Consider the following 21,827-nt stretch of genomic DNA (forward strand, 5'->3'; position numbering starts at 1 on the left):
CCGGCCGGCTAGCGGCCGCCAGCCGCGAGCGGGACGCTCGCCTGAAGGCCGTCAAGCTTGGCCGAGGCTGCGACGCGGACATCATAGGTGCCGCCCACGCGGCGCCAGCCGGCCGCATCCCAGGATGCGAGGATCCGCGGATCCGCCTTGACTGTCACGCGCCGGCTTTCACCCGCCTTCAACGTGACCCTCTCCCACCCCGCGAGACGATGGGTGCGTCCCGGGGGAGCGACATAAAGCTGCGGAACATCGGTTCCTTCGCGCTTGCCGACGTTGGTCACTGTGAAGCTCACCATGAGCTGCTTGCCGCCCTTCACCTTGAGGTCGCTATGCTCGAACCGCGTATAGCTCAGGCCGAAACCGAACGGAAAAAGCGGCTCGGCGCGTGTCCGTTCGAACCAGCGATATCCGACGTCGCTGCCTTCGTGATAATCGACCGGGAAAGGAGCGGGAGGCGGAGAAAAGAGCGTTGCCTTGGGATCATAACCGTCGAGTTTCGGGCGCGGCAACTGGGCGACCGCCTGCGGGAAGCTGATCGGCAGGCGGCCCGATGGTGATATCTTTCCGCTGAGAATCGCGGCGATGGCCTCGCCGCCGCGCTGACCCGGATACCAGGCCTGCAGCACGGCGCTGACCGACCCGAGCCATGGCATCGATACGGGATTGCCCGTTTCGAGAATGACCGCCGTTCGGGAGTTGGCGGCCGCGACCGCGGCGATGAGGGTGTCCTGGCCGCGCGGCAGGGACAGGTCCGCCGAATCGAAATTCTCTGTTTCCTGCTTGAGCGCGAAGACGATCGCGACCTCGGCCTTTGCCGCGGCCGCGGCCGCGCGGGCCGGGTCGGTTCCATCATCGAAGGTGATGTCGAGATCGGGGCGCAGCGCTCTCAGCGCCGCGAGCGGCGAGGAGGGTACGAACGCCCACTTGCCAAGCGACGCCATGCCGATCCGGTTCTCCTCGTTGACGATGCCGCCATAGGGATTCACCATCGACCCGCCGCCCCCCACCAGCACGCCGATGTCGGCAAAGCCGCCGATGACCGCGACGCGGCGCACGCCCTCGAGCGGCAGGACACCCTCATTCTTGAGGAGGACTGCGCCCGCCTCGGCCTGGGCCTGGGCGACCGCGAGATGCGCGTCGCGATCGATCGGCCCGCCGGCGCGCGCCGGGTTGTCGATCGCGCCCACGGCGATCATCGACCGGACGATGCGGAACGCCATATCGCGGATGCGCTCGCGCGGCACCGCGCCGCTTTTGACGGCGTCGGCGAGGCTGGCGAACAGATCTTTGCCCTGCGGCGATTGCTGATCGAGCCCGGCGGCAACGGCTTTGCGCATATTATGAACGCCGCCCCAGTCGGACATCACCCAGCCGCGAAATCCCCAATCCTTCTTCAGCACGTTGTTCAGCAACCAGTCGTTCTCGCAGGCATGGTCGCCGTTGACGCGGTTATAGGAACACATGACCGAGCCGGGCTTGCCTGCCGCCACGGCAATTTCGAATGCGAGAAGATCGGATTCGCGCGCGCCTGCTTCCGAAATGCGCGCATCCAGAACGCCGCGGCCGCTTTCCTGGTCGTTGAGTGCATAATGCTTGATCGTCGATACGATGTTTCGGCTCTGGATGCCTGCGACCGTAGCGCCTGCGATGCGGCCAGCGAGAAGCGGGTCCTCGCCCACATATTCGAAGTTGCGGCCCCCACGCGGGTCGCGTGAGAGATTGACCCCGCCGGCAAGCATGACGTTGAAGCCCTTGGCGTGCGCTTCCTGCCCGATGACCGCGCCGACACGGTGCGCCAGCGTCGGGTCGAAGCTTGCCGCCCAGGCGATGCTCGACGGGAAGTTGGTCGCCTGGTCATCGATCCCCCGAATCCAGCCCTTCATGTTGGCAACGCCGATCGGGCCGTCGGATTCCTGCAGCGCCGGCCAGCGGAGCCGCGCGATCGAGGGCACATAGCCCGCCGAGCTGATCGCGCCCGCCGGCGGTGGCGTTCGCATGCCTTCGGGGAAGCTGTTGGCTCCGGGAGCGAATTGATAGGATGTCGCGGCGAGCGGACGGATCAGCTGCAACTGTTCCTCTAGCGTCATGGCATCCACCAGCTTGGCGGCGCGCCGATCGGCTTCGGCGTCGCTCAGCCGGGGCTTCGCGGCGGCCGCTTCATCGCTGGCAAGGCTTGCGACCGGCCAGACGGTCTGGCTCAGCGCCAATACCGTTGCGAGCGTCCAGCGTAGCATTTTTGTATCTCCCTCATGGCCCCGGCCCGGTGCGAGGCTTTTTCGCGATTCAAACTTATAAGCAAATCTGACTGTTTCATCGAGATTGCGCAAGAGGGGTTGTGCGATGCCTGTTGTCCCGTCGGCAACAAACAGTCAATTTGGCTTGTTAGTTGATCGTCGTCCGCGTAGCGTGGGGGGCAGGCAAATCGGGAAAACGGAAAGACGCATGGATTTGGATGATATCGGGGTGATGGCAGATATGGCGAAGTCGGCGAGCCGCGGGTCGGCGGACAATGGCGGACGCGCGACGTCAGGTGAAGCACGCATTGCGGCCGAGGCGCTGGTCTCCAGCATGACCCTCGACGAGAAGCTCTCTTTCGTCATCAGCTATTTCCCGCTCATTTCTCCGCGGGCCGCCGAATTGGGGATGATCCCGTCCTCAGGGTTCACGCCGGGCCTTGCGCGGCTCGGCATTCCGCCGCTCACCATTACCGACGCCAGCCTCGGGGTGGCCAACACGCTCAATGCGCGCGTCGATGATACGGCGACCGCCTTGCCCGCGGCGCTGGCGACAGGCGCCAGTTTCGATCCGGAGATTGCGCGGGCCGGGGGAGCAATGATCGGCAGCGAGGCTTATTCCAAGGGCTTCAACGTCATGCTCGCGGGCGGGATCAACCTCACGCGTGATCCCTGGTGCGGTCGCAATTTCGAATATATCGGCGAAGATCCGCTGCTGAGCGGCCGCCTCGGCGGCGCCGCCGTTGCTGGTATCCAGTCCAATCATATCGCGGCAACGGTCAAGCATTATGTGCTGAACTCGCAGGAAACCGGACGAATGATCGTCGATGCTAGGATTGACCCTGTCGACCTTCGCGAAAGCGATCTGCTGGCATTCGAAATCGCCATCGAGGATGGCAAACCGGCATCGGTGATGACGGGCTACAACCGGATCAACGGCGATTATGCCGGTGAGCATGCCGTGCTGATCAACGACATTCTCAAGGGCGACTGGAACTATCCGGGCTGGGTCATGTCCGACTGGGGGGCTGTCCATTCGACCGAAAAATCTGTCCTGGCAGGCTTGGACCAGGAATCGGGTATCGAACTCGACTCGGTGCTCAACGGCGCCATCTTCTTCACCGACCGGCTGAAGGACGCCGTGTCCGAGGGTCGCGTGCCCGAGGTTCGGCTCGACGATATGGTCGCGCGCATCCTTGGCGCAATGATCGGGGTTGGCGCTTTCGACGTTCCTGTACCGGCCACGCCGCAGCCTTCGCCCGTCGCAGCGAATGGTGCGGTTGCCCAACGCGTAGCCGAAACGGGCTCGGTCCTGCTCCGCAACGAAGGCCATATCCTGCCGCTCTCGGGCGATGTGGCGAGCATCGCCGTGATCGGCGGGAACGCCGACGTCGGCGTGCCATCGGGCGGCGGATCGTCGCAGGTGCGCTCGATCGGCGGCGCGCCGATCGAGCGATCGCTCGATTCAGGCGATGGCGCCTGGTTCTGCCGCGAAACCTATCACGCGTCGTCACCGCTTGGCGCGCTTCGCGAACGACTGCCGGCGGCCGACATCCGCTTCGACAATGGCGCCGATGCGCAGGCGGCGGCGGCATTGGCATCCGAATGCGACGTGGCGATCATCTTTGCCACCCAGTGGCAGACCGAGGCCGTGGATGCGCTCACGCTCGCGCTCCCCGACGAGCAGGATGCGTTGATCGAGGCCGTGGCGACCGCAAATTCAAAAACAATCATCGTCCTCGAAACCGGCGGCCCCGTATTGATGCCCTGGCTCGAGAGGGTGCCCGCCATTCTCGAGGCCTGGTACCCAGGCCAGCGCGGCGGTGAAGCCATTGCGCGGCTGCTGCTCGGCGACGTCAATCCGTCGGGACGGCTTCCGATCACCTTTCCTGCGACGGACGATCAGGCGCCCAGGCCCCAACCGGCCGGCCTCGCCGAGCTTCGCGCCCGGGACGCGGCGGTGGCGGCGGGCGACAAAAGCGCTCGTATCGCGCCCTTCGAAGCCGAATATGTCGAGGGTGCGAATGTCGGATATCGTTGGTTCGAGCAAGCGGGCCGGCCGCCCCTGTTTCCGTTCGGCTTCGGCCTCAGCTACACAAGCTTCGAGCATGCAAATCTGGCGATCGAGCACGGCGACAGGCCGCAGGTTCTTCTCGATATCGCGAACACCGGCCCGCGCAGCGGTGCCGACGTGCCGCAGATCTACGTGCGGGCGGCCGATCGGAACGGCGTCGAGACCTGGCGGCTGGCCGGATTTGCGCGGGTAGAGCTTGCTCCGGGCGAATGCCGGCGCGTGGCGATCGACCTCGAGCCGCGCGCTTATGGGAATTGGGACGATGTGGCCGGAAAATGGCGGAGGACCTCGGCCAGCCTGCCTCTAGCGGTCGGCCGCTCGGCGACCGATTTCACGCTGCGCGGCAGCCTTCCTCCGAACTGACGCTGCATCTGGCGCATGAAAAAGCCGCCCGGTTCTGCAAACCGGGCGGCTTTCTAATGTTGGGTGCGGCTCTGTCGGCTTATTTGACATCCTTGAGCGCTGTGTCGAGCTCGACGAGTTTGTCCTCGGGGAGGGCGCCTGTCGCCTCTGAAATCTGCTTTGCGCTCATGCCTTTGATCATTTCCCAGGCCGGATGCTTGTCGAGGTCGGGGAAGACCTTCAGCGTGGCTTCCTTGGCCGCCGGGTTGGCCATCAGATTCTCGAGCGTGGTTTCGCGCGAGAAGGGCTGTGTTGCGGCAGTCGCCGCAGGAGCTGCCGCAACGGGCACCGCAGCGGCTTCGGTTTTGGCGGGTTCGGCGAAGGCCGGCGTGCTCGCGAGGAGCAGCGCGGCGGCGGCGATTTTCAGTTTCATATCCTCTTCCTTCAACTGGCCGCAATCAAGGGGCGCGGTTGCACGAAGATTGCCGCAGAGGATGCTTACAGTCAATCCTGATTGTTAGTCCAAGCGGCGAGCTGAAACCTCGTCCCGATGGGGTGACTATTTCTTCGCCGCCTTGTTGCCGCGCAGAAGGCCGGCTTCCATGCCCGCACGCAGCAAGTCCTGAAAAAGCTGCATCGGCTCGCGGCCCTTGCCGGCGGGTGCAATCACCTGCGAAATTGCAAGCCCTCGCGCCACGCCCACGATGAGTTGCAGAAGCGGTATCGAAACGCCGGCGGGAAACTCACTTTCGAGAGCGGAGATCGCGGCCTTGTCGATCTTTGCCTGAACCGGCTTCAGCTTTTTTGCGAGCACGGTGTCGCTTCGCGATCCCTGGAAAATCTCGAGCACGGCGACGCCCTCGGGCCGGCTCTGCAATTTCCAGACCGCCATCGGATAGGCCATGAGCCGCTCGCGCGGATCGTCCAGCCCTTTTAGCAACTTGCCATATTGTTTGACCTCATCCGCGAACACGGCCTCGACCACGAAAGTCATCAGATCGGCCTTGGACGGGAATTGATGCAGCATGGCGCCGCGACTGACACCGGCTTCTTCGGCGACAAGGATCGTCGTCGTCGTGCCATAACCATGTTCGAAAAGACATTTTACCGCCGCGTCGAGAAGGACCTGGCGCGTTGCCGCGCTGCGTTCGGCCTGGGTTTTCCGGCGCTGCTTTGCCGGCGGTGCTTCGGGTACCGCCGCGGCTGATTTTGTTGCCATCAGAGAATAGTCTCCAGAAACTGCTTGGGCTGAGCGAATGATAATGGTGCAGGGTTGAACGATCATCGCTCAAGTTTCAAGCGAAGTTCCTTCGCCTTCGCGGCTTTTCGTCCGGTCTCAAACGCACTTTGTCTGTCGTGGAACGGCGGATTTAAGCGCGTTGTCGGGGATTGCGGCGGCAAAGGGAAGGGTAGAGCTTCCAGCCCGAAAGGATTTTAAAAGCGAAACTGACTGTTTTGTCTTGAACACCGGGCCGGGCCTGTGCGACGCCGTCGTCGCAACCCAAGTCGAGAGGTCGTCATGAAGTTCAGGAAGACAGTCCGCCGTATGATTGCCGGAGCCGCCCTGGCCTCGTTGGCGGCTACGGCCGCGCCCTGCGCAGCACAGCTCAAGGATCAGGTCGCGCCTCCCGCCATGGCAGGCGAGATCGACCTAGAGGCTGCGGTCCCCGCGGGTGGCGCGGCCAGCGAAAACTGGGCGCAGATGAGGGACGCTTACCTCGTCCACAATGTTTCGAAGCCCACACTCACGCCCTTCTTTCCCCCCGCAGGCAAGGGAAATGGCACGGCCGTCGTCATCGCGCCCGGTGGCGGCTTCATGATGCTGTCAATGTCCAGCGAGGGCTGGGACGTCGCACGCTGGCTTGCGTCGCAAGGCGTCACCGCCTTTGTCCTCAAATATAGGCTGACCCCGACACCGCCCGACCTTCCCGGCACCATGACCGCGATGCGGCAGAAGCTGTTCAGCGGCGACGACGCGGCGCGAGCCGAAGTGTTCGCACAGGGTACTCGCCTCGCGACCGATGACGCAAAGCAAGCCTTGCGCCTGGTCCGCGCCAATGCCTCCAAATGGAAGATCGATCCGGGCAAGATCGGCTTCATGGGCTTCTCCGCCGGGGCGATGACGACGCTTGCCCTGGTCCGCGAAAGCGACCCGGCGACCATGCCGGCGTTCGTGGCGCCCATCTATGGCCCGCTTTCGGCACCAACCGCGCCGCTGCCTACCCAGTTGCCGCCCCTATGGACTTCGATGGCCGCGGACGATCCGATCTTCGGCAAGGATGATCTCGGTCTTGTCTCCGCCTGGAAGGCGACCGGCGCGACCGTGGAACTTCATCTCTATGCCAGGGGCGGTCATGGCTATGGCTATGCTGGCGTTCCCGGGACGACGACGGTGCACTGGCCCGAGCAGTTTCTGGCCTGGCTCCGATCGAACGGCTTCTAGACCGGCGGGCGAGGGCCCGGCGCCGGATGGCGACGATCGCCGGGCGCGACCCGCGCCGCCAGTGCGCCGGGCCTCTCTCGACATGTGCCGATCGTCGTTCCGGCCCACCCGAGGGTGCGTGAACGGGAGAAGAGCCCTTGTTCGGTCTATTTCGCCCGCCCATGGCCTTCCGTCGCCGATATCGTCACGGGGCCGATAAGACCCGACGGCCGGAGCGGGGCGTCGGGCTTGTAGGTCGGGATTGCGACGAAGGTGGTCTTCTTCGCTTCGGGCTGGGCATCGCCGATCAGGCGATTGACCCAGAGATTGGCGACCTTGATCTCAAGCCTGTTGTCGCCCGTCCGCACGGCGTTGCCGATGTCGATGCGGAACGGCGCATGCCACACAGTGCCGACCCTTGTGCCATTGACGCTCACTTCGGCAAGATCGCCGACCGATCCCAGATCGAGCCACAGCGGCTGACCGTGCCGGGCGCCGGCCGGCAGGCGGAAAGATTTCGAATAGACGGCCTCGCCGGAGAAATAGCGGACCGCCGGATCCTCCTGCTCGCTGAGCGAGGCGAGGCGCGGCAGGTCGACCGAGGCCGGCGCGCCGCGGCCGGGCTGAAAATGGACTGTCCAGCCGCCATCGAGCGTCAACAGGTCGCGCAGCTTTGGCGCGGCTAGAGCGCGCTCTGACGCCGCCGCGGGCTTGCGAAAAAGGACGAACAGGCTGTCCTCGCCCCTGAGCTCGAGGGGAACGGTGGTCACGCCGCCTTCTTGCCGATAGGAGGCCGGCGCCGAACCGCCGGTGTCGGCGCGCAGGATTTCGGGCGCCTTCCCCGTGACGCGAAACCGCGCCTCGAGTGACTTTGCGTGCTTCGACCGGTTGAGAATGAAATAGAGGTCGCCGTCGGGAAGCTGCCGGTGAACAAACATCATGTCCTTTCCAGCGTCCGCCCCTCCAAAATCGACGTCGGGCAAGACGCCGGTCCGGGCGAGCGCCTGCTCGACGTCATTGTCCGCGAGGATGCGGCCCTTTCCGAGGCGCGTTTCGGCGCCGCCAGCCCATAGTCGCCTGACCGCAGCCGTCACCTCGGCAGGATTGTCCGCGAGACTGGGGCTCGCCTCGGGCGCCTTGCCGACGATCGTCGCGCCGGCTTCGGCGAGCGCCGTGAGCCGGTGCAGCGCGGGAAGCGTCATCTTGCGGCTGCTGCCGCCAAGATAGAGGGCGCGGTACGTCGCGCCCGACGGGGCGACAAGCCTGCCTTCGCTGTCGACGGTCAGCCCTTCCATGAGGCCGTCGGCGTTGACGAAGTCCCACGCGTAACGGACGGGCGTGTCCAAGAGCGGTGCATAAGCCGTGAGCGCCGTGATCGGCGCCTCTTCGCCATAGAAATAGGCAACGTCGGCGACGTTACGCCCCTGCTGCAGGAGGAAGCTGTTGCGCGCGATATAATCGACCCACGGCTTGGCCATCTCGGCCCAGCTTTCGTGGCGGTTGAAGAATTGCCCGAAGATCATGAGCGACAGGCCCGGCTTCTTGTCGTCGAGCGGCTGATGCACGGAGGTATGAATGACCGGGCGATTGATGCCGTGTGCGAACTCGAGGTCGATCACCCGGCGCAGATCCTTGGGCGCTGCGGCCCAGGGCGCAAGCGCCGACGTCATTGATTCGGCCGCGACGATATTCTTCCCGTAGAAATGGCCAACCGAACTTGCGCCTTTCATATCGCCGAGCAGCGTCGGGCGGACGCCATTCTCATCGCTCCAGACCCACAGGGCTGCCATGGGTATGTCGGTGTGACGTCGCAGCGCCATATCGTCGCCCAGCACCGGTCGCCTGTCCTCGATCGCCTCGCCATAAAGCGTAAGCCCATATTCGCGAGCGATGCGCGCGACAGTCGCATAATGCTCGCTGGCATGGAGCTCGGCGAGTGTGCGCCGGTAATCATAGAGGAAGCGATCGCTTTCAGCGCGCGTCCCGATGACCAGCCCCGCGAGCGTCGGCAGCCACGGTGTCGGATCATAGCCGCGCAGCCGCTTGAAATGCTCGACCATGCGCGGTGTCCAGTTGAACGTGCCGACTTCGCTGCTGTCGGTGAGCAACGCCCGGACGCCGCGCGAGCCAAGGAGGTCGCTGCCCGCGGCATCCTTGTACATCTCGAGATAGTGACGCAGATAACGCTCGACGGCGGCGCCGTCGAGTTTGTCGACTTCGAGGCCGGTGGCCTCGGGCGGCGCGGGATGGTTGGTCTTTCCGGTCAGCGTCCAGCCGAGCCGGACGATGCGCCAATTGCCCTTCGGGGCGACCCAGTCGAGGGTGCCGTCGGGTTTCAGACGGCCGGTCAGGTTCACGACCGAAGCGGCGGACACACCGGCTTCTTCGGGTGAGGTCGTCGTCGCGAGGGCATAATAGTCGTTGGTCAGCGAATAGCCGGCCTTGCTCTCGAAGCGGTCAATGACCGACTCGCCCGACAGGCGGAACTCGGCGACCTTGACCGGCGAGGGGCCCTTGATCGCGCCGAGGCCAGCCGGAACGATTGCGCCTGGCGCAGGCGCGCCGAGCGAAGGTCCGCTCTTCCCCGAATAGGCTCCGAAGACGATCCGATATTCGCTGGCCCGAACCGGCGCGAAGGCAACCGTGGTCGGGACGTTCGACATCTCGAAGTTCGCAAGCGGCTTCCATGTGTTGCCAACCCGCGCTTCGAGGACCGGCGTGAAGCGGGGGCCGCCACCCAACGCCGTGACGTCGCGCATGAACAAGGTCGCCGAGCGGAGCTCGGCAGGTTTGTCATAGCTGTAAACGAGCGATGGCGGCGCGCTCTCGGTGCCGGAGCCAAGATCCAGCGTCTTGACGAGATCGCCATCGGCGAGGAGCGCGGCGTCGACCGGCTGGCTCGCGCCGTCGCGGACCATTGCCTTGGCCGGGGAAGGCGGGGCAATCAGCGGCAACGCGAACAGCGCGACGTCGCTATATAATTGTGGAAGCGCCTTCGTGCCTTGCTCGAGCCCGAGAACGTCGCCTTCGACGAGCGTCTGGAAGGGGCCCGTCGCCCCCGGAGGCTGGGGGATCTTGCCGGCGAAGCGCTTCCCGCCGACGATATCGACATGCGAGAAACTGAGCTTTTTGATGCCGTCCTCGGGTTTTACCCACGGACCGCCGGTCTCCGACCAGCCCGGCGAAGCCGCGATCGCGAGCTCGAGGCCGGCAGCGTCGGCGCGATCCGCGGCGAAACGAAAGGCCTTCTTCCACTCGGGGGTCATATAGACGAGCCGTTTTTCAACGACCTGCGGGGTCATCAGGCTCGCATCGAAATTCTGGAGGCCGCCGATCCCAACGCGGCGCATCCACTCGATGTCCTTGGCGATGCCCTCCTCGGTGATGTTGCCGTTCATCCAGTGCCACCAAACGCGCGGGCGGGCGCTCTGGGGTGGGTCACGGAATTCCGACATCAGCGGATCGCTGTCGGCCTGGCCAAACGCCGGCACCGGTCCGGTCACGGCGAGGGCGAGCGCCATCGTACCGGATTTCAACAGCATCTTGCTCATCATGCCTTCATCGCTCCCTTCCGCCCGGTATCCACCGGCGTTCGGGGTCACCATAAAGGACGTCAACTAGCAGTCAATAATGCTTGTAAGTTTCAATCGTTCGAAAGCCTGCTCCGCCTTTCAGTTTTGAGGCCTCGCGACCGGCGCCTGGATGTCGAGCGTGCGCTCGCGGATGAAGGCGATCGCCCGGTCCATATTCTCGCGGCCCTGCTTCGTATCGAGGCGCGCGGTATAGCCATGATCGAGCCGCGCTTCGTCTTCCTCATAATAGGTGAAGACATGGTCGATCTTCTGCTCGCGCAATTTTGCGGCCATCGCCTTGGCGTGCATGGGGAAAGTGTCGGGCTGGTTGCCGTCGGTGATATAGGTCGCCGGGTAACCGGGACCAACGTTCGGAACGATATCCATCTGCTTCGCTTGCCGGCTGGTCTCGAGATCTTTCGTTCCGAGATACGCCCACATCATGGCGTTCATCCGCCAGCCGAAGCCCGACACCTTGAGCGGAGCGGAGAAGACGACGAGAGCCTTGACGTCGGGCCGCGCGATCGACGGCCGGACTCCGACCGCCTTCGCATAGTCCGGGTTCGACAGGAGCAGGCCATATTGCGCGGTCATCTGGGCTCCGGCGCTGCCTCCCATGATCACGACATTTTTCATGTCGAGGCCCAGGCGGTCGGCATCGCCCGACAGGTACCGGATCGCCTCGTCGAGCTGGCGCAAGGGAACCGGATATCGATAGGCGGGCGCGAAGGCATAATCGATGCTGACGACATTGAAGCCGGCTTTCACCATCGCGTCGATGCCGGTGCCCGCCGGATTGGCTGTGCCGGCCGCCAGCGGATCGCCCTCGACCTTGTCGCCCATGAAGAAGCCGCCGCCATGAATGTAGATCACGGTCGGCCGCGGCGTACGGTCCGCCGAGGGATACCAGATGTCGAGAAAGCTGTTCGGGTAGCGCGTTCCATAGCGGAGATTGCTGCGGACGCGCACGCCATCGGCGCGCACCGTTTCTGCAGCCGGGGTACGAGGGTCGAACGAATTGGCCGGATAGCCCCATTGCGAATAGAGATAGGACTGAAGCAACTTGACCGTCCCGTCCTGGCTGTTCACGATGACGAGCCCGGCGACGACCAGACCGGCAAGGAGCGCAAGGAGGCCGAGCAGCGTCCATTTAACGACGCGGCGCAACCGGGATTTCGGACGGGCTTGATCCATGACCATGTTCTGCGGCTCCATGAAATTATGACGGGAAGGTTGCGATTGTCGCTGGTTCGAGCCCGGCCCGCCGGTCGGAAGCTTCGCAACGCGACTTATCCAAAACAATCAGATCTGACCATAAAAATCCGGCGTCCGGCTGACGCTTTATAGTCATAGTCACAGTCGGCACGCGGTTCGAAGGGTCGCATTCGAACCGCGTGCCGACACCCCATCAGGGGGAGGATGGATTTCAAGTTCATGCCGACTGGCGCTCGCGTTCGAGCTGCTCGAGCGACTTGCCCTCGTTGCGCGGTGCCCAGAGGGCGCCGATCAGACCGCTCACCACGAGGAAGCCAGTGAGAATCCACGCGAGGTTGGTGAACCCCGTCGCGGCAAGTGCCGGGACGAAAAAGCTGAAGAAGCCGAGGCAGATGCGCACGATCGCGAAGCAAAGCCCCTGCGCCGTCGCGCGGAGTTCGGTCGGGAACATCTCCGAACTCCAGAGCTGGAAGAAGCTCTGCGCGCCGAAGCCGCCACCGAACTGCAGCAGGAAGACGTGAAGCAGCGCGATGCCGATCCCCAGCGGAAACACCGCGAGCAGCGCCATGCCGACGATCTGGATCAGCGCCGAGACGATGAAGAGGGTGCGCTGGTTGACCTTGTCCGACAGGCGCATGAACACGAAATAGATCGAGCCCATCCCGATCGCGAAGCTCAGCGCCTGGATTGCGACGCTGCCCGCCTGATCCGCCACATCCAGCGTCTGCAGGATATAAGGGAAGAAGAAACCGTTCGTTCCCGCCCAGAGGTTCCAGAAGCCGTACATGCCGACGAGGCCGAGAATCGATCCGAGATAGGGCTGCCTGAAAAGGGTCGATACCGGCAGGGGCGGCTTTTCGCTCTTCTGCGTTTCCTCCCAGCGCCGGCTCTCGCGCATCTTGCGGCGGAGCAGCATCAGACCGAGCGCGATGATCATCAGATGCGCGAAGACGATGCGCGCACCCAATATGCCAAGGTCGGTGAGCGCAAGGCTCATCAGCAGCACGACGACCGGTCCGAGATACCAAAGGACCTGCGCGACGCCGCTATGCTTTCCGCGCCGCTTGTCGGGCGCTCCCTCGGCGATGAGCGACCAGCTGGCCGGGATGTCGGCGCCGACCGCGAGGCCGACGATCAGGAAGCCGGTGACGATCATCCACGGCGCCACCGCGAAGACGAGCAGGCCCATGCCAAGCGCATAAACGAGCATGTCCCACTGGTAGATCCGCTTGCGGCCGAGCTTGTCGCAGAGCCAGCCGCCGACCAGTGCGCCGACACCGGCGCCGATCGCATTGGGTCCGAAAGCGGCGATGAGACCTACGAAATCGTTCGAGAGATTGTAGAATTCCTTCCACAGCGCGAGTGCCGCGGCGCCCGCGACGATCGACCCCGCGTCGATATAATTGGCGAGACCGGCGAGGATCGTGTTCCTCCAATTGTCGGTCTGGGGCTGTTCGCCCACCAAGGCCTGGCTGCTGCTCATCGGCATTCCCTTCCCACTAATATGTCTTGGTTGATGTCTTTGATGGTCCGTGCGCCGGTCAGCGCCATGGCGACCCGCATTTCGGCTTCGATCAGCTGCAGCATGCGCGTGACCCCGGCCTCACCGCCGGCCGCGAGTGCATAGGCCCACGCCCGGCCGAGGAGCACGCCCTTCGCGCCGAGCGCGAGCATCCGCACGACGTCGAGGCCCGAGCGCACGCCCCCGTCGGCGAGGATGGTCAGGCGGTCGCCCACGGCATCGGCGATCGGAGGCAGCGCCCGCGCGGTCGACAGCACGCCGTCGAGTTGGCGCCCGCCATGGTTCGACACGACGATGCCGTCGGCGCCGAGTTCGGCCGCCTCGCGCGCGTCCTCGGGGTCGAGCAGCCCCTTGATGATCAGCGGGCCTCTCCATTCGGACCGGATGAAATCGAGATCGCGCCAATCGATCGACGGGTCGAAATTGTTCCGCATCCAGGCGAAGAAATCCTCGATGCCGGTCTTGCCGCTGAGAACCGGTGCGACATTGCCGAGCGCGTGCGGCCGGCCGCGAACGCCGACATCCCATGCCCAGCGCGGACGCGCCATGGCCTGGAGCGTACGCCGCGCGGCGCCGGCGAGGCCCGGGGCACCCGCGAGACCGGTGCGATAGTCGCGGTAACGCGAGCCGGGAACGGGCATGTCGACGGTGAAGACCAGCGCCGAGCAGCCCGCGGCGGCGGCTTGGGCGAGAAGGTCGCGCATGAAGGCGCGGTCGCGAATCATGTAGAGCTGGAACCAGAAGGGCGCGCTTGTCGCGCGCGCGACCTCGCCGATGTCGCATGCCGAGACGGTCGAAAGGGTAAAGGGGATACCCGCCGCATTGGCCGCGCGCACGGCCTGGCATTCGCCGCGGCGGGCGTTGAGGCCGGCGAGGCCGATCGGGGCAAGTGCCATCGGCAGCGCGAGCGTCTGCCCGAACAGTTCGGTCGAAAGATCGAGGTTCGAGACGTCGCGTAACACGCGCTGCCGCAGCGCGATGGCCGAGAGATCCTCGACATTTCGGCGCAAGGTGACCTCGGCGTAGGAGCCGCCATCGATATATTCGAAGAGGAAGCGTGGCAGTCGTCGCCGCGCCGCCGCGCGGAAATCGGCGACGCTCGCCGGCATCATGCGTAGGCTCCGACTTCGGCGCGCCAGCGGTCCGCATAGGCGGCGATGCCCGTCGCCAGCGGTGCGACCCGGACGAGCTGGCCTTGCGGCTCGAGATCGGGGGCGATCAGCCGGAGGGCGCCGAAGGACACGTCATTGTGGGCGTTCGCAGTATAGACGCGCATGTCCGGGCGGAGTGCAGCAAGCGCCTGGACGAACACATCGGCTTCGGCGAAGCGACCCTCGACGAGGAGGCGTCCGCGGCTTCCGATGAGCGAGAGCGAGGTGTCGGCGACAAGCGCTGCATAGAGGCACATGGCCGCCCGCCGCTCGTACCAGTCGTCGGGTTCGTCGAGCCAGCCGCCCCGCCCAGCCGGGAAGGGCCCGCATCCCGGCGCCAGGGTCGGCCGCATCATCGCCCCGCGCCGGATCACCTCAGATACTGCCGCGAGCAGCTTTGGCTGATCGGGCTTGATATCGACACGGCGGGTGTCGATCTCGATAACGCTTTCAATCTCGCGTCCGCCCATGAAACGCGCCGAGGGAACTGGCTTCCCAAAAGCGTCGACATTGACGAGGCAGTCGCGGCTTTCGCTGAGCTTCGTCGTGTCGACGGTCTCGGCGGTGATCCGCATCGCAACGAACCAGGTGCCAGTCGACAGGACCGTCGCTTCATTGTCGGCGATCTCGGGGAAGCCGCGTGCGGCAAGAAGCGCCGCGTTGGAATCATGCAGCCCGGCGAGCACCTTGACCCCGGCGGGAAGTCCCGTACGCGCAGCGATCTCGCTGCGTATCGGCCCCAGAACGGCGCTCGCGCTGGCCATCGGCGCGAAGCGCCTTGCCCAGCCCATGCGCTCGGCGAGCGGCGAGAAGCGGCCGCGAAGGGGATTCCAGAGGTCCGTATGGCAGCCGAGGCTCGTGACCTCGCTGGCCGCGCGCCCGGTCAGGAACCATGCCCAATATTGCGCCCATGGGAGCAGCGTCGCGCCGGCCATCACACGCGGGTAGAGCCGGTCCATCCAGTACAGCTGCGCCCCCATGTTAAGGCCATCGGGCAGGGCGGGCGACCCCGTGACGACAAAGGGATCGCGTTCGGCGCGATAGGCGGCGAGAATATGGTCCGGGACCGGCTGCTCATAGTCGAGCGGAAGAAAGATCGGCGACCCGCCATCTACCGCCACAACGCCTGCGCCATGGCCGACGGGAACAATTGTGCCCACATCCTCGCCTGCATAGCGGGCGAGCGCTTCGATCAGCCAGGATTCGATTCCGTCGGAGTCGAGGCGTCGCACGCTGCCAAGCTCGCGCGGCGAAGCTGGACGAACCTGCCGGTCCAGCATGGCGCCTTCGGCCGACCAGAGGCTGACCTTGCTCAGCGTCTTGCCCAGGTCGATGACGATAATGGCGCTCATTATTGTTGCGATCCTCTCAATTTGCGAATCTACTAACAGTCAGAGTTGATTGTTTCTAGCTAAATTGTTAGACGCGCGTTGCAAGGCGGCGAACCGCCCCGATCAACCGCTTCCCGAGGATTGCCATGAACGCCCCGACAAAGCTTGCCGCACCCGCCATTTCCTTCGCCGTGCCGACGAGTCGTTGGGACGATGACGTGGCGGCAAGACTCGGCGAGGCAGAGCGGCTCCTCTACCGGTCCAATCTCCTCGGGTCCGATCTTACCGTGACCAATTTCGGCGGCGGCAACACCTCGGCAAAAATCGTGGGGGCTGATCCGCTCTCCGGCGCAGAGGTCGAAGTTCTGTGGGTGAAGGGTTCGGGCGGCGACATCGGATCGATGAAGCTCGACGGCTTCGCGACGCTTTACCAGGACAAGCTCCTGTCGCTCGAGGCGCATTATGGCGGCCCGGACGACGACGACAAAATGGTCGGCTACCTGCCCCACTGCACCTTCGATCTTAATGGGCGCACCGCGTCGATCGACACGCCACTCCATTCGCTCCTGCCCTTCGCGCATGTCGACCATGTCCATCCCGACGCGATCATCGCGCTCGCGGCGAGCTCGGGCGGCGAGGAAGCCACCAAGGCGATCTGGGGCGGCAAGATCGGCTGGCTGCCGTGGAAGCGACCCGGCTACACGCTTGGGGTGCAGCTGCGCGACTATGTGAAGGCGAACCCCGGGGTCGAAGGGGTCATGCTCGCCGGCCATGGTATCATCTGCTGGGCGGACAGCGCCAAGGCCTGCTACGAGCATACCGTCCGGCTCATCGCCGACGCCGCGGCCTATCTCAACGAGCGGCTTGCCGTGCGTCCAGCCTTCGGCGGCGAGCGCGTCGCGCCGAATCCCGAGCGCGCCGCGATCGCGGCGGCGCTCATGCCGCGCCTGCGCGGGCTGATGACCGGCGCGCGCCGCAAGGTCGGCCACTATTCGGACGATGCCGAGGCGCTCGAGTTCGTCGGAAGCGTGGAATTCGAACGGCTGGCGGCGCTCGGCACCTCCTGTCCCGACCATTTCCTGCGTACCAAGATCGCGCCGCTGACGCTTGACCCGGCTCGCCTTGAAGACGAGGCCTATCTCGCGGGCCAGATCGAGGATTATCGCCAGCTTTACGCGGCCTATTATGAGCGCTGCAAGCGCGCCAACTCGCCTGCCATGCGCGATCCCAACCCGGTCGTCGTGCTGGTGCCGGGCGTAGGCCGCATCACCTTTGCAGGCGACAAGACCACCGCGCGCCTCGCGGGCGAATTCTACGGTAACGCGATCAACGTGATGCGCGGCGCCGAGGCGATCGGCGACTATATCGCGCTCGACGAACAGGAAGCCTTCGACATCGAATATTGGCTTCTCGAGGAAGCGAAGCTCCAGCGCATGCCCGCGCCCAAGCCGCTCGTCGGCCGCATCGCGCTGGTCACCGGGGGCGCCGGCGGCATCGGCGCCGCGACCGCGGCGCGGCTGCTCCGCGAAGGGGCCTGCGTCCTGCTCGCCGACCGCGACGGCGCCGCCGTCGAAGAGGTTCGCGAGGGGTTTGCAAAGCAGTTCGGCCCGGATGTGGTTCGCGCGGCAGTGTGCGACGTCACCGACGAGGCGGAGGTGCAGGCCGCGTTCGACGCCTGCGCGCGCGAATTCGGCGGGCTCGACATCCTCGTCGCCAACGCCGGCATCGCCTCCTCGGCACCGCTCGAGGAGACGACCACCGCCTTGTGGAAGAAGAATTACGACGTGCTTGCCGAGGGCTATTTTCTCACCAGCCGGTCGGCCTGGCCGCTTCTCAAACGCATGAAGGGGCAGGGCGGCGCGAGCGTCGTGTTCATCGGCTCGAAAAATGCTGTCGCTGCCGCGACCAATGCGAGCGCCTATGCCTCGGCCAAGGCGGCCGCCAATCATCTTGCGCGCTGCCTCGCGCTCGAAGGTGCGCCCGACGGCATCCGGGTCAATGTCGTGAACCCCGATGCAGTCATTCGCGGCTCGAAAATCTGGGACGGCGACTGGCGCCAGGAGCGCGCCGGCGCGCATGGCATCGGCGCCGGCCAGGAGCTCGAAGACCATTATCGTCAGCGCTCGCTGCTCAAGCGCGACGTGCTGCCCGAGGACATCGCCGAGGCGGTCCATTTTCTGGCGAGTGACGCATCGGCCAAGTCAACCGGCAACATGATCAACGTCGACGCCGGCAACGCCCAGGCCTTCACCCGCTGACCCCGAACGAGGATATTGAGATGAACATGCCGATTTCGGAGGAACTGATCGCCGAGGCCAATGTCCGCGAGATGGCGGCACTCGAAGATGAGTATGACGCACTCGGCCGCAAGCTCGAACGTCGCGGCATGGGCTTGGCCGCGATCAAGCGGCGGGTTTCCGAATTCTCGGTTGCCGTGCCCAGTTGGGGCGCTGGTCGCGGGGGCACCCGTTTCGCCAAATTTCCGATCCCGGGCGAGCCGACCAACATTCACGAAAAGCTTCAGGATTGCGCGGTCATCAACCAGCTCGGCCGTGCGACGCCGCGCGTCAGCCCGCATTTTCCCTGGGACCAGGTCAGTGATTATGGTGCGCTTCGCGAAGAAGCGGCAGCGCTTGGGCTCGGTTTCGATGCGGTAAACTCGAACACCTTCCAGGACCAGCCGGGGCAGCGGCACAGCTACAGCACCGGGTCGCTCGCATCGAGCGTCAAGGCGACGCGCGACCAGGCCATCGAGCATAATATCGAATGCATCGAGATCGGTGAGCAGCTGGGCTCGAAGGACCTCACCGTCTGGGTGGGCGACGGCACCAATTTTCCCGGCCAGCAGGATCTGGCGCGCAGTCTTGACCGCTACCTCGATTCGGCTGCCCAGATTTACAAGGCGCTGCCGGGCGACTGGCGCATGCTGATCGAACACAAGATGTTCGAGCCAGCCTTCTATTCGACGGTGATTTCGGACTGGGGCAGCTCGATCCTCGCGGCGCAGGAACTCGGACCCAAGGCTATGTGCCTCGTCGACCTCGGGCATCACGCGCCGAATGTGAACATCGAGCAGATCGTTGCGCGGCTCCATCGCTTCGGCAAGCTGGGCGGCTTTCACTTCAATGACAGCAAATATGGCGACGACGATCTCGATGCGGGGTCGATCAACCCCCACCAGCTTTTCCTCGTCTTCAACGAACTCGTCGAAGCCGAACTCAACCCGCGCGGCGGCTTCCGTCCAGCCTATATGATCGACCAGTCGCACAATGTGACTGATCCGATCGAGAGCATGCTTTCGTCGGCCGAGACGATCACCGCCTGTTACGCGAAGGCGCTGCTCGTCGATCGGTCGATGCTGCATATCGCGCAGGAAGTGAATGATCCGATGCTCGCCTTTCGCACCCTCCGGGCGGCCTATGATCTCGATGTAACACCGATCCTGGCTATGGCCCGTGTCGAGGCGGGCGGCGCAATCGACACGATAAAGACGTATCGCGCGAGCCATTGGCGAGCGCGCAAGGCGCAGGAACGCGAGCCCGTGGGCCTCGGTGCCGGGATCGTCTAGCTTGCGCTGATATACCAATATGATCGGCGGCAAGGCCGGAAAAGGAGGGGCGTGAGATGACCGAGAGACGCATCGAAGAGGGCCCGCCGCCGGCGAGCGCGCTCAGCCGCCGATCGATCCTCTCGGTCGGCGCGTTGCTCGCGCTCGGCGCCTGCACGCCGCGCGGCGTTATGACCGCAAGTGTACCGCGCTTCGACTGGAGGCTGCATTCCGCCGCCGATGCAGGCATGGGCCAGGCGGGACTTGAAGCCGTTCGAGACGCGGTGCAGCAGCAGATCGACGCCGGCGTCATCAATGGCGCGGTGAGCGCAATCGCGCGTCGAGGCAAGCTCGTTTGGCATGAGGCGCAGGGGTTCAGCAATCCGGTCGCCAGGACGCCGATGCGCAAGGATGCGATCTTTCGCGTCATGTCGTCGAGCAAGCCGGTCACCGCCATCGCAATTCTCACGCTGGTCGATGAGGGCAAGCTGTCGCTTGACGACAAGGTCAGCAAATATATTCCGTCCTTCGCCAACCCGCGGGTCGCTATTGCGCCGCCGGGCAATGCCGATCCCGCCAAAGTGAAGATCGTTCCGGCGACGCGCGAACTCGTTATTCGCGACCTTCTGACGCATACATCGGGGATCACCAGCGTCGGCGACAAGATGATGCCGGGACCCGCTTCGCTCGTGAACAAGATCCAGCGACTGCCGGGCGACACGCTCGAATCCTACATTCCGCGCATCGGTCCGGCCGTGCTCCAGTTCCAGCCGGGGTCGAAATTTTCCTACTCGCCGCTCGATGCTCTCGATACCGCACTGTACATCGTGCAGCTCGTCTCGGGCCGGCCCGCCGACGTCTATATGCACGAGCGGATCTTCGCGCCGCTCGAGATGGTCGACACTTATTACAATGTGCCGGCCGCAAAGCAGTCACGCATCGTTGATATCTATGCGACCAGAGATGGCACGTGGCAGACGGTCGACCATCTGCTGGGTCCCGGGCCTTATAAATATATCTCGGGCGGCGGCGGCATCTTCAGTACTGTCCATGATTTCATGAACTTCGAGCTCATGCTTCTCAATAAGGGGAGTTTCAACGGGCGACGCATCATCCGTCCAGAAGTGCATGCCCTCATGCACCAGAATGTCATTGGGACCCTTTTTGCCGACTGGTTTCCGGCGTTGACGAAGGGCAATGGTTTCGGTCTGGCGGTGCGGATCGCCGAGACCCCCGAGAATTTGAACGGACGCAGCATCGGGGCCTATGGCTGGGGAGGCGCATATGGCACCGAAAGCTGGGTTGAACCCGCATTGGACCTAGCCGGTGTTTTCTTCATCCAGATGAATCCGCCGCCGGCAAGCGCATCGAATAATTTCGAAAAGGCCGTTCGCGCCGCCATCGTCGGCTGAGCCGTACCAACCGAAGCCTGCCGCCGAAATCCATTCGGTCCATCGGCTTGAAGTCTGTCGTGCGGGTACAGCCGCAACGCACGCTTAGGCTCCGCCCGGCAGATCCTCATCCGGCCGCTGGTGCCCGGCGGCGGCTTCGAGCAGTTCGCGCAGAAGCAGGATGGCATCCTTCCCGGTCTCGCCGGCCGGCGCGATGACTTCGCCAAGTGCGAGTCCGCGCGCAGCGCCGACGATCAGTTGGAACATGGCGACCGACGGTTCGCGCTTGAATTCCTTGGTCAGGCTCGCAATCGCTATCGCGTCGATGCGCGCCTGTACGGGACTCAACTTCGCCGCGAGGGCATGATCGCTTCGTGAGCCCTGGAATATCTCCAGCATCGCGATTCCCGATGGTCGGCGCGTAGAGGCCCAAACGGCTTCGGGATACGCCAGAAGGCGCTGCCGTTTGTCGTTCGCTGCCTTGAGTTGTTCGCGATAATATTCGGCCTGCTCCTCAAAGATCGACTCGACCACAAAGATCATCAGGTCGGCCTTCGATGGAAACTGGTGCAGCATCGCGCCGCGGCTCACGCCTGCCATTTCGGCAATCAGGGTCGTGGTTGTCATGCCATAACCGTGCTGGGAGAGGCATTGAATGGCTGCGTCGCGGAGCAGCTGGCGCGTCCTGGCGCTGCGCGCTTTCTGAGATTTCCGATCCGGCAGGGATCGCAGCGCTGCCTCCGGCCGGTTCGCCTGCGATCGACCCGTCATCATCGACGCCCGAAAATGGAGGGATGCGTGCCGCGGTTCATCATTTCTCCCCGTTCGACGTTGGCGTCTCGCTCGCTGCCGTCAAGCGCCCCTTTCCGGATTGCAGGCGATCGGCTCGTCTCGCCCTTGACAGTGCAGGGATAAAAGAAAGCAGTCAAGATTGTTTAGTAAATTGAACAGCGTCGCCCCTGCGATATCACGCGAATCGCGGCGATCGACTCCCGGGGGCCGAGCGCCTCGCGGCCATGCCTCACC

Annotated in this window: 14 protein-coding genes; 5 read left to right on the plus strand and 9 right to left on the minus strand. The window is 64.4% G+C overall.

Annotated elements, in window-relative coordinates:
• Window positions 1–8: 8 nt before the first annotated feature.
• Complete coding sequence (locus tag V8J55_RS10880) at window positions 9–2,234, minus strand: glycoside hydrolase family 3 C-terminal domain-containing protein (protein ID WP_336445615.1); 2,226 nt, start codon at window positions 2,232–2,234, stop codon at window positions 9–11.
• A 208-nt stretch (window positions 2,235–2,442) separates the two neighbouring features.
• Here V8J55_RS10880 and V8J55_RS10885 point away from each other — a divergent pair, with 208 nt between their 5' ends.
• A complete protein-coding gene (locus V8J55_RS10885; protein WP_336445616.1) occupies window positions 2,443–4,671 on the plus strand; it encodes a beta-glucosidase family protein in 2,229 nt (742 codons plus the stop codon).
• Between the two features lie 79 nt (window positions 4,672–4,750).
• Here V8J55_RS10885 and V8J55_RS10890 read toward each other — a convergent pair whose 3' ends face one another.
• Window positions 4,751–5,083, minus strand: coding sequence for a hypothetical protein (locus tag V8J55_RS10890; RefSeq protein ID WP_336445618.1), 333 nt, complete (start codon window positions 5,081–5,083; stop codon window positions 4,751–4,753).
• A 126-nt stretch (window positions 5,084–5,209) separates the two neighbouring features.
• Window positions 5,210–5,935 (minus strand): TetR/AcrR family transcriptional regulator, encoded by a 726-nt coding sequence (locus V8J55_RS10895; RefSeq protein WP_336445621.1) that lies wholly within the window; start codon window positions 5,933–5,935, stop codon window positions 5,210–5,212.
• Between the two features lie 288 nt (window positions 5,936–6,223).
• On the opposite strand from V8J55_RS10895, the gene V8J55_RS10900 reads away from it, so the two are divergent.
• Entirely contained in the window at window positions 6,224–7,093 is an 870-nt protein-coding gene (locus V8J55_RS10900) for an alpha/beta hydrolase (protein WP_336445622.1), read from the plus strand.
• 146 nt (window positions 7,094–7,239) lie between these two features.
• Here V8J55_RS10900 and V8J55_RS10905 read toward each other — a convergent pair whose 3' ends face one another.
• From V8J55_RS10905 to V8J55_RS10925, 5 genes are all read right to left on the minus strand, one after another.
• Window positions 7,240–10,626, minus strand: a complete 3,387-nt coding sequence (locus V8J55_RS10905; protein WP_336445623.1) for a glycosyl hydrolase — start codon at window positions 10,624–10,626, stop codon at window positions 7,240–7,242.
• A gap of 117 nt (window positions 10,627–10,743) precedes the next feature.
• Window positions 10,744–11,838, minus strand: a complete 1,095-nt coding sequence (locus V8J55_RS10910; protein ID WP_336445624.1) for an alpha/beta hydrolase — start codon at window positions 11,836–11,838, stop codon at window positions 10,744–10,746.
• A 238-nt stretch (window positions 11,839–12,076) separates the two neighbouring features.
• Window positions 12,077–13,342: an MFS transporter gene (locus tag V8J55_RS10915; protein WP_336445625.1), complete on the minus strand. Its 1,266-nt coding sequence runs from the start codon at window positions 13,340–13,342 to the stop codon at window positions 12,077–12,079.
• Window positions 13,339–14,493: an FMN-dependent L-lactate dehydrogenase LldD gene (lldD, locus tag V8J55_RS10920; protein WP_336445626.1), complete on the minus strand. Its 1,155-nt coding sequence runs from the start codon at window positions 14,491–14,493 to the stop codon at window positions 13,339–13,341. Before lldD ends, V8J55_RS10915 begins: the two co-directional genes overlap by 4 nt.
• Window positions 14,490–15,884: an FGGY-family carbohydrate kinase gene (locus tag V8J55_RS10925; RefSeq protein WP_336445627.1), complete on the minus strand. Its 1,395-nt coding sequence runs from the start codon at window positions 15,882–15,884 to the stop codon at window positions 14,490–14,492. Before V8J55_RS10925 ends, lldD begins: the two co-directional genes overlap by 4 nt.
• Window positions 15,885–16,009: 125 nt before the next feature.
• Here V8J55_RS10925 and V8J55_RS10930 point away from each other — a divergent pair, with 125 nt between their 5' ends.
• The 3 genes from V8J55_RS10930 to V8J55_RS10940 are packed head-to-tail and all read left to right on the plus strand — an operon-like array spanning window position 16,010 to window position 20,822.
• Window positions 16,010–18,121 (plus strand): bifunctional rhamnulose-1-phosphate aldolase/short-chain dehydrogenase, encoded by a 2,112-nt coding sequence (locus tag V8J55_RS10930; RefSeq protein WP_336445628.1) that lies wholly within the window; start codon window positions 16,010–16,012, stop codon window positions 18,119–18,121.
• Window positions 18,122–18,141: 20 nt separating this feature from the next.
• Window positions 18,142–19,431, plus strand: a complete 1,290-nt coding sequence (locus tag V8J55_RS10935) for a sugar isomerase (protein ID WP_336445629.1) — start codon at window positions 18,142–18,144, stop codon at window positions 19,429–19,431.
• 56 nt (window positions 19,432–19,487) lie between these two features.
• Window positions 19,488–20,822: a serine hydrolase domain-containing protein gene (locus V8J55_RS10940; protein WP_336445630.1), complete on the plus strand. Its 1,335-nt coding sequence runs from the start codon at window positions 19,488–19,490 to the stop codon at window positions 20,820–20,822.
• An 84-nt stretch (window positions 20,823–20,906) separates the two neighbouring features.
• Here the strand turns inward: V8J55_RS10940 and V8J55_RS10945 are convergent, their stop codons facing one another.
• Entirely contained in the window at window positions 20,907–21,572 is a 666-nt protein-coding gene (locus V8J55_RS10945) for a TetR/AcrR family transcriptional regulator (protein WP_336445631.1), read from the minus strand.
• Window positions 21,573–21,827: the final 255 nt, after the last annotated feature.

The sequence above is a fragment of the Sphingopyxis sp. CCNWLW2 genome, from assembly GCF_037095755.1.
GTDB lineage: Bacteria > Pseudomonadota > Alphaproteobacteria > Sphingomonadales > Sphingomonadaceae > Sphingopyxis.

Coding starts and splice junctions, on each gene's coding strand:
- V8J55_RS10880 (WP_336445615.1), bottom strand. CDS start 2,234: ATGCTACGCTGGACGCTCGCAACGGTATTGGCGCTGAGCCAGACCGTC.
- V8J55_RS10885 (WP_336445616.1), top strand. CDS start 2,443: ATGGATTTGGATGATATCGGGGTGATGGCAGATATGGCGAAGTCGGCG.
- V8J55_RS10890 (WP_336445618.1), bottom strand. CDS start 5,083: ATGAAACTGAAAATCGCCGCCGCCGCGCTGCTCCTCGCGAGCACGCCG.
- V8J55_RS10895 (WP_336445621.1), bottom strand. CDS start 5,935: ATGATCGTTCAACCCTGCACCATTATCATTCGCTCAGCCCAAGCAGTT.
- V8J55_RS10905 (WP_336445623.1), bottom strand. CDS start 10,626: ATGATGAGCAAGATGCTGTTGAAATCCGGTACGATGGCGCTCGCCCTC.
- V8J55_RS10910 (WP_336445624.1), bottom strand. CDS start 11,838: ATGGATCAAGCCCGTCCGAAATCCCGGTTGCGCCGCGTCGTTAAATGG.
- V8J55_RS10915 (WP_336445625.1), bottom strand. CDS start 13,342: ATGAGCAGCAGCCAGGCCTTGGTGGGCGAACAGCCCCAGACCGACAAT.
- lldD (WP_336445626.1), bottom strand. CDS start 14,493: ATGATGCCGGCGAGCGTCGCCGATTTCCGCGCGGCGGCGCGGCGACGA.
- V8J55_RS10925 (WP_336445627.1), bottom strand. CDS start 15,884: ATGAGCGCCATTATCGTCATCGACCTGGGCAAGACGCTGAGCAAGGTC.
- V8J55_RS10930 (WP_336445628.1), top strand. CDS start 16,010: ATGAACGCCCCGACAAAGCTTGCCGCACCCGCCATTTCCTTCGCCGTG.
- V8J55_RS10935 (WP_336445629.1), top strand. CDS start 18,142: ATGAACATGCCGATTTCGGAGGAACTGATCGCCGAGGCCAATGTCCGC.
- V8J55_RS10940 (WP_336445630.1), top strand. CDS start 19,488: ATGACCGAGAGACGCATCGAAGAGGGCCCGCCGCCGGCGAGCGCGCTC.
- V8J55_RS10945 (WP_336445631.1), bottom strand. CDS start 21,572: ATGACGGGTCGATCGCAGGCGAACCGGCCGGAGGCAGCGCTGCGATCC.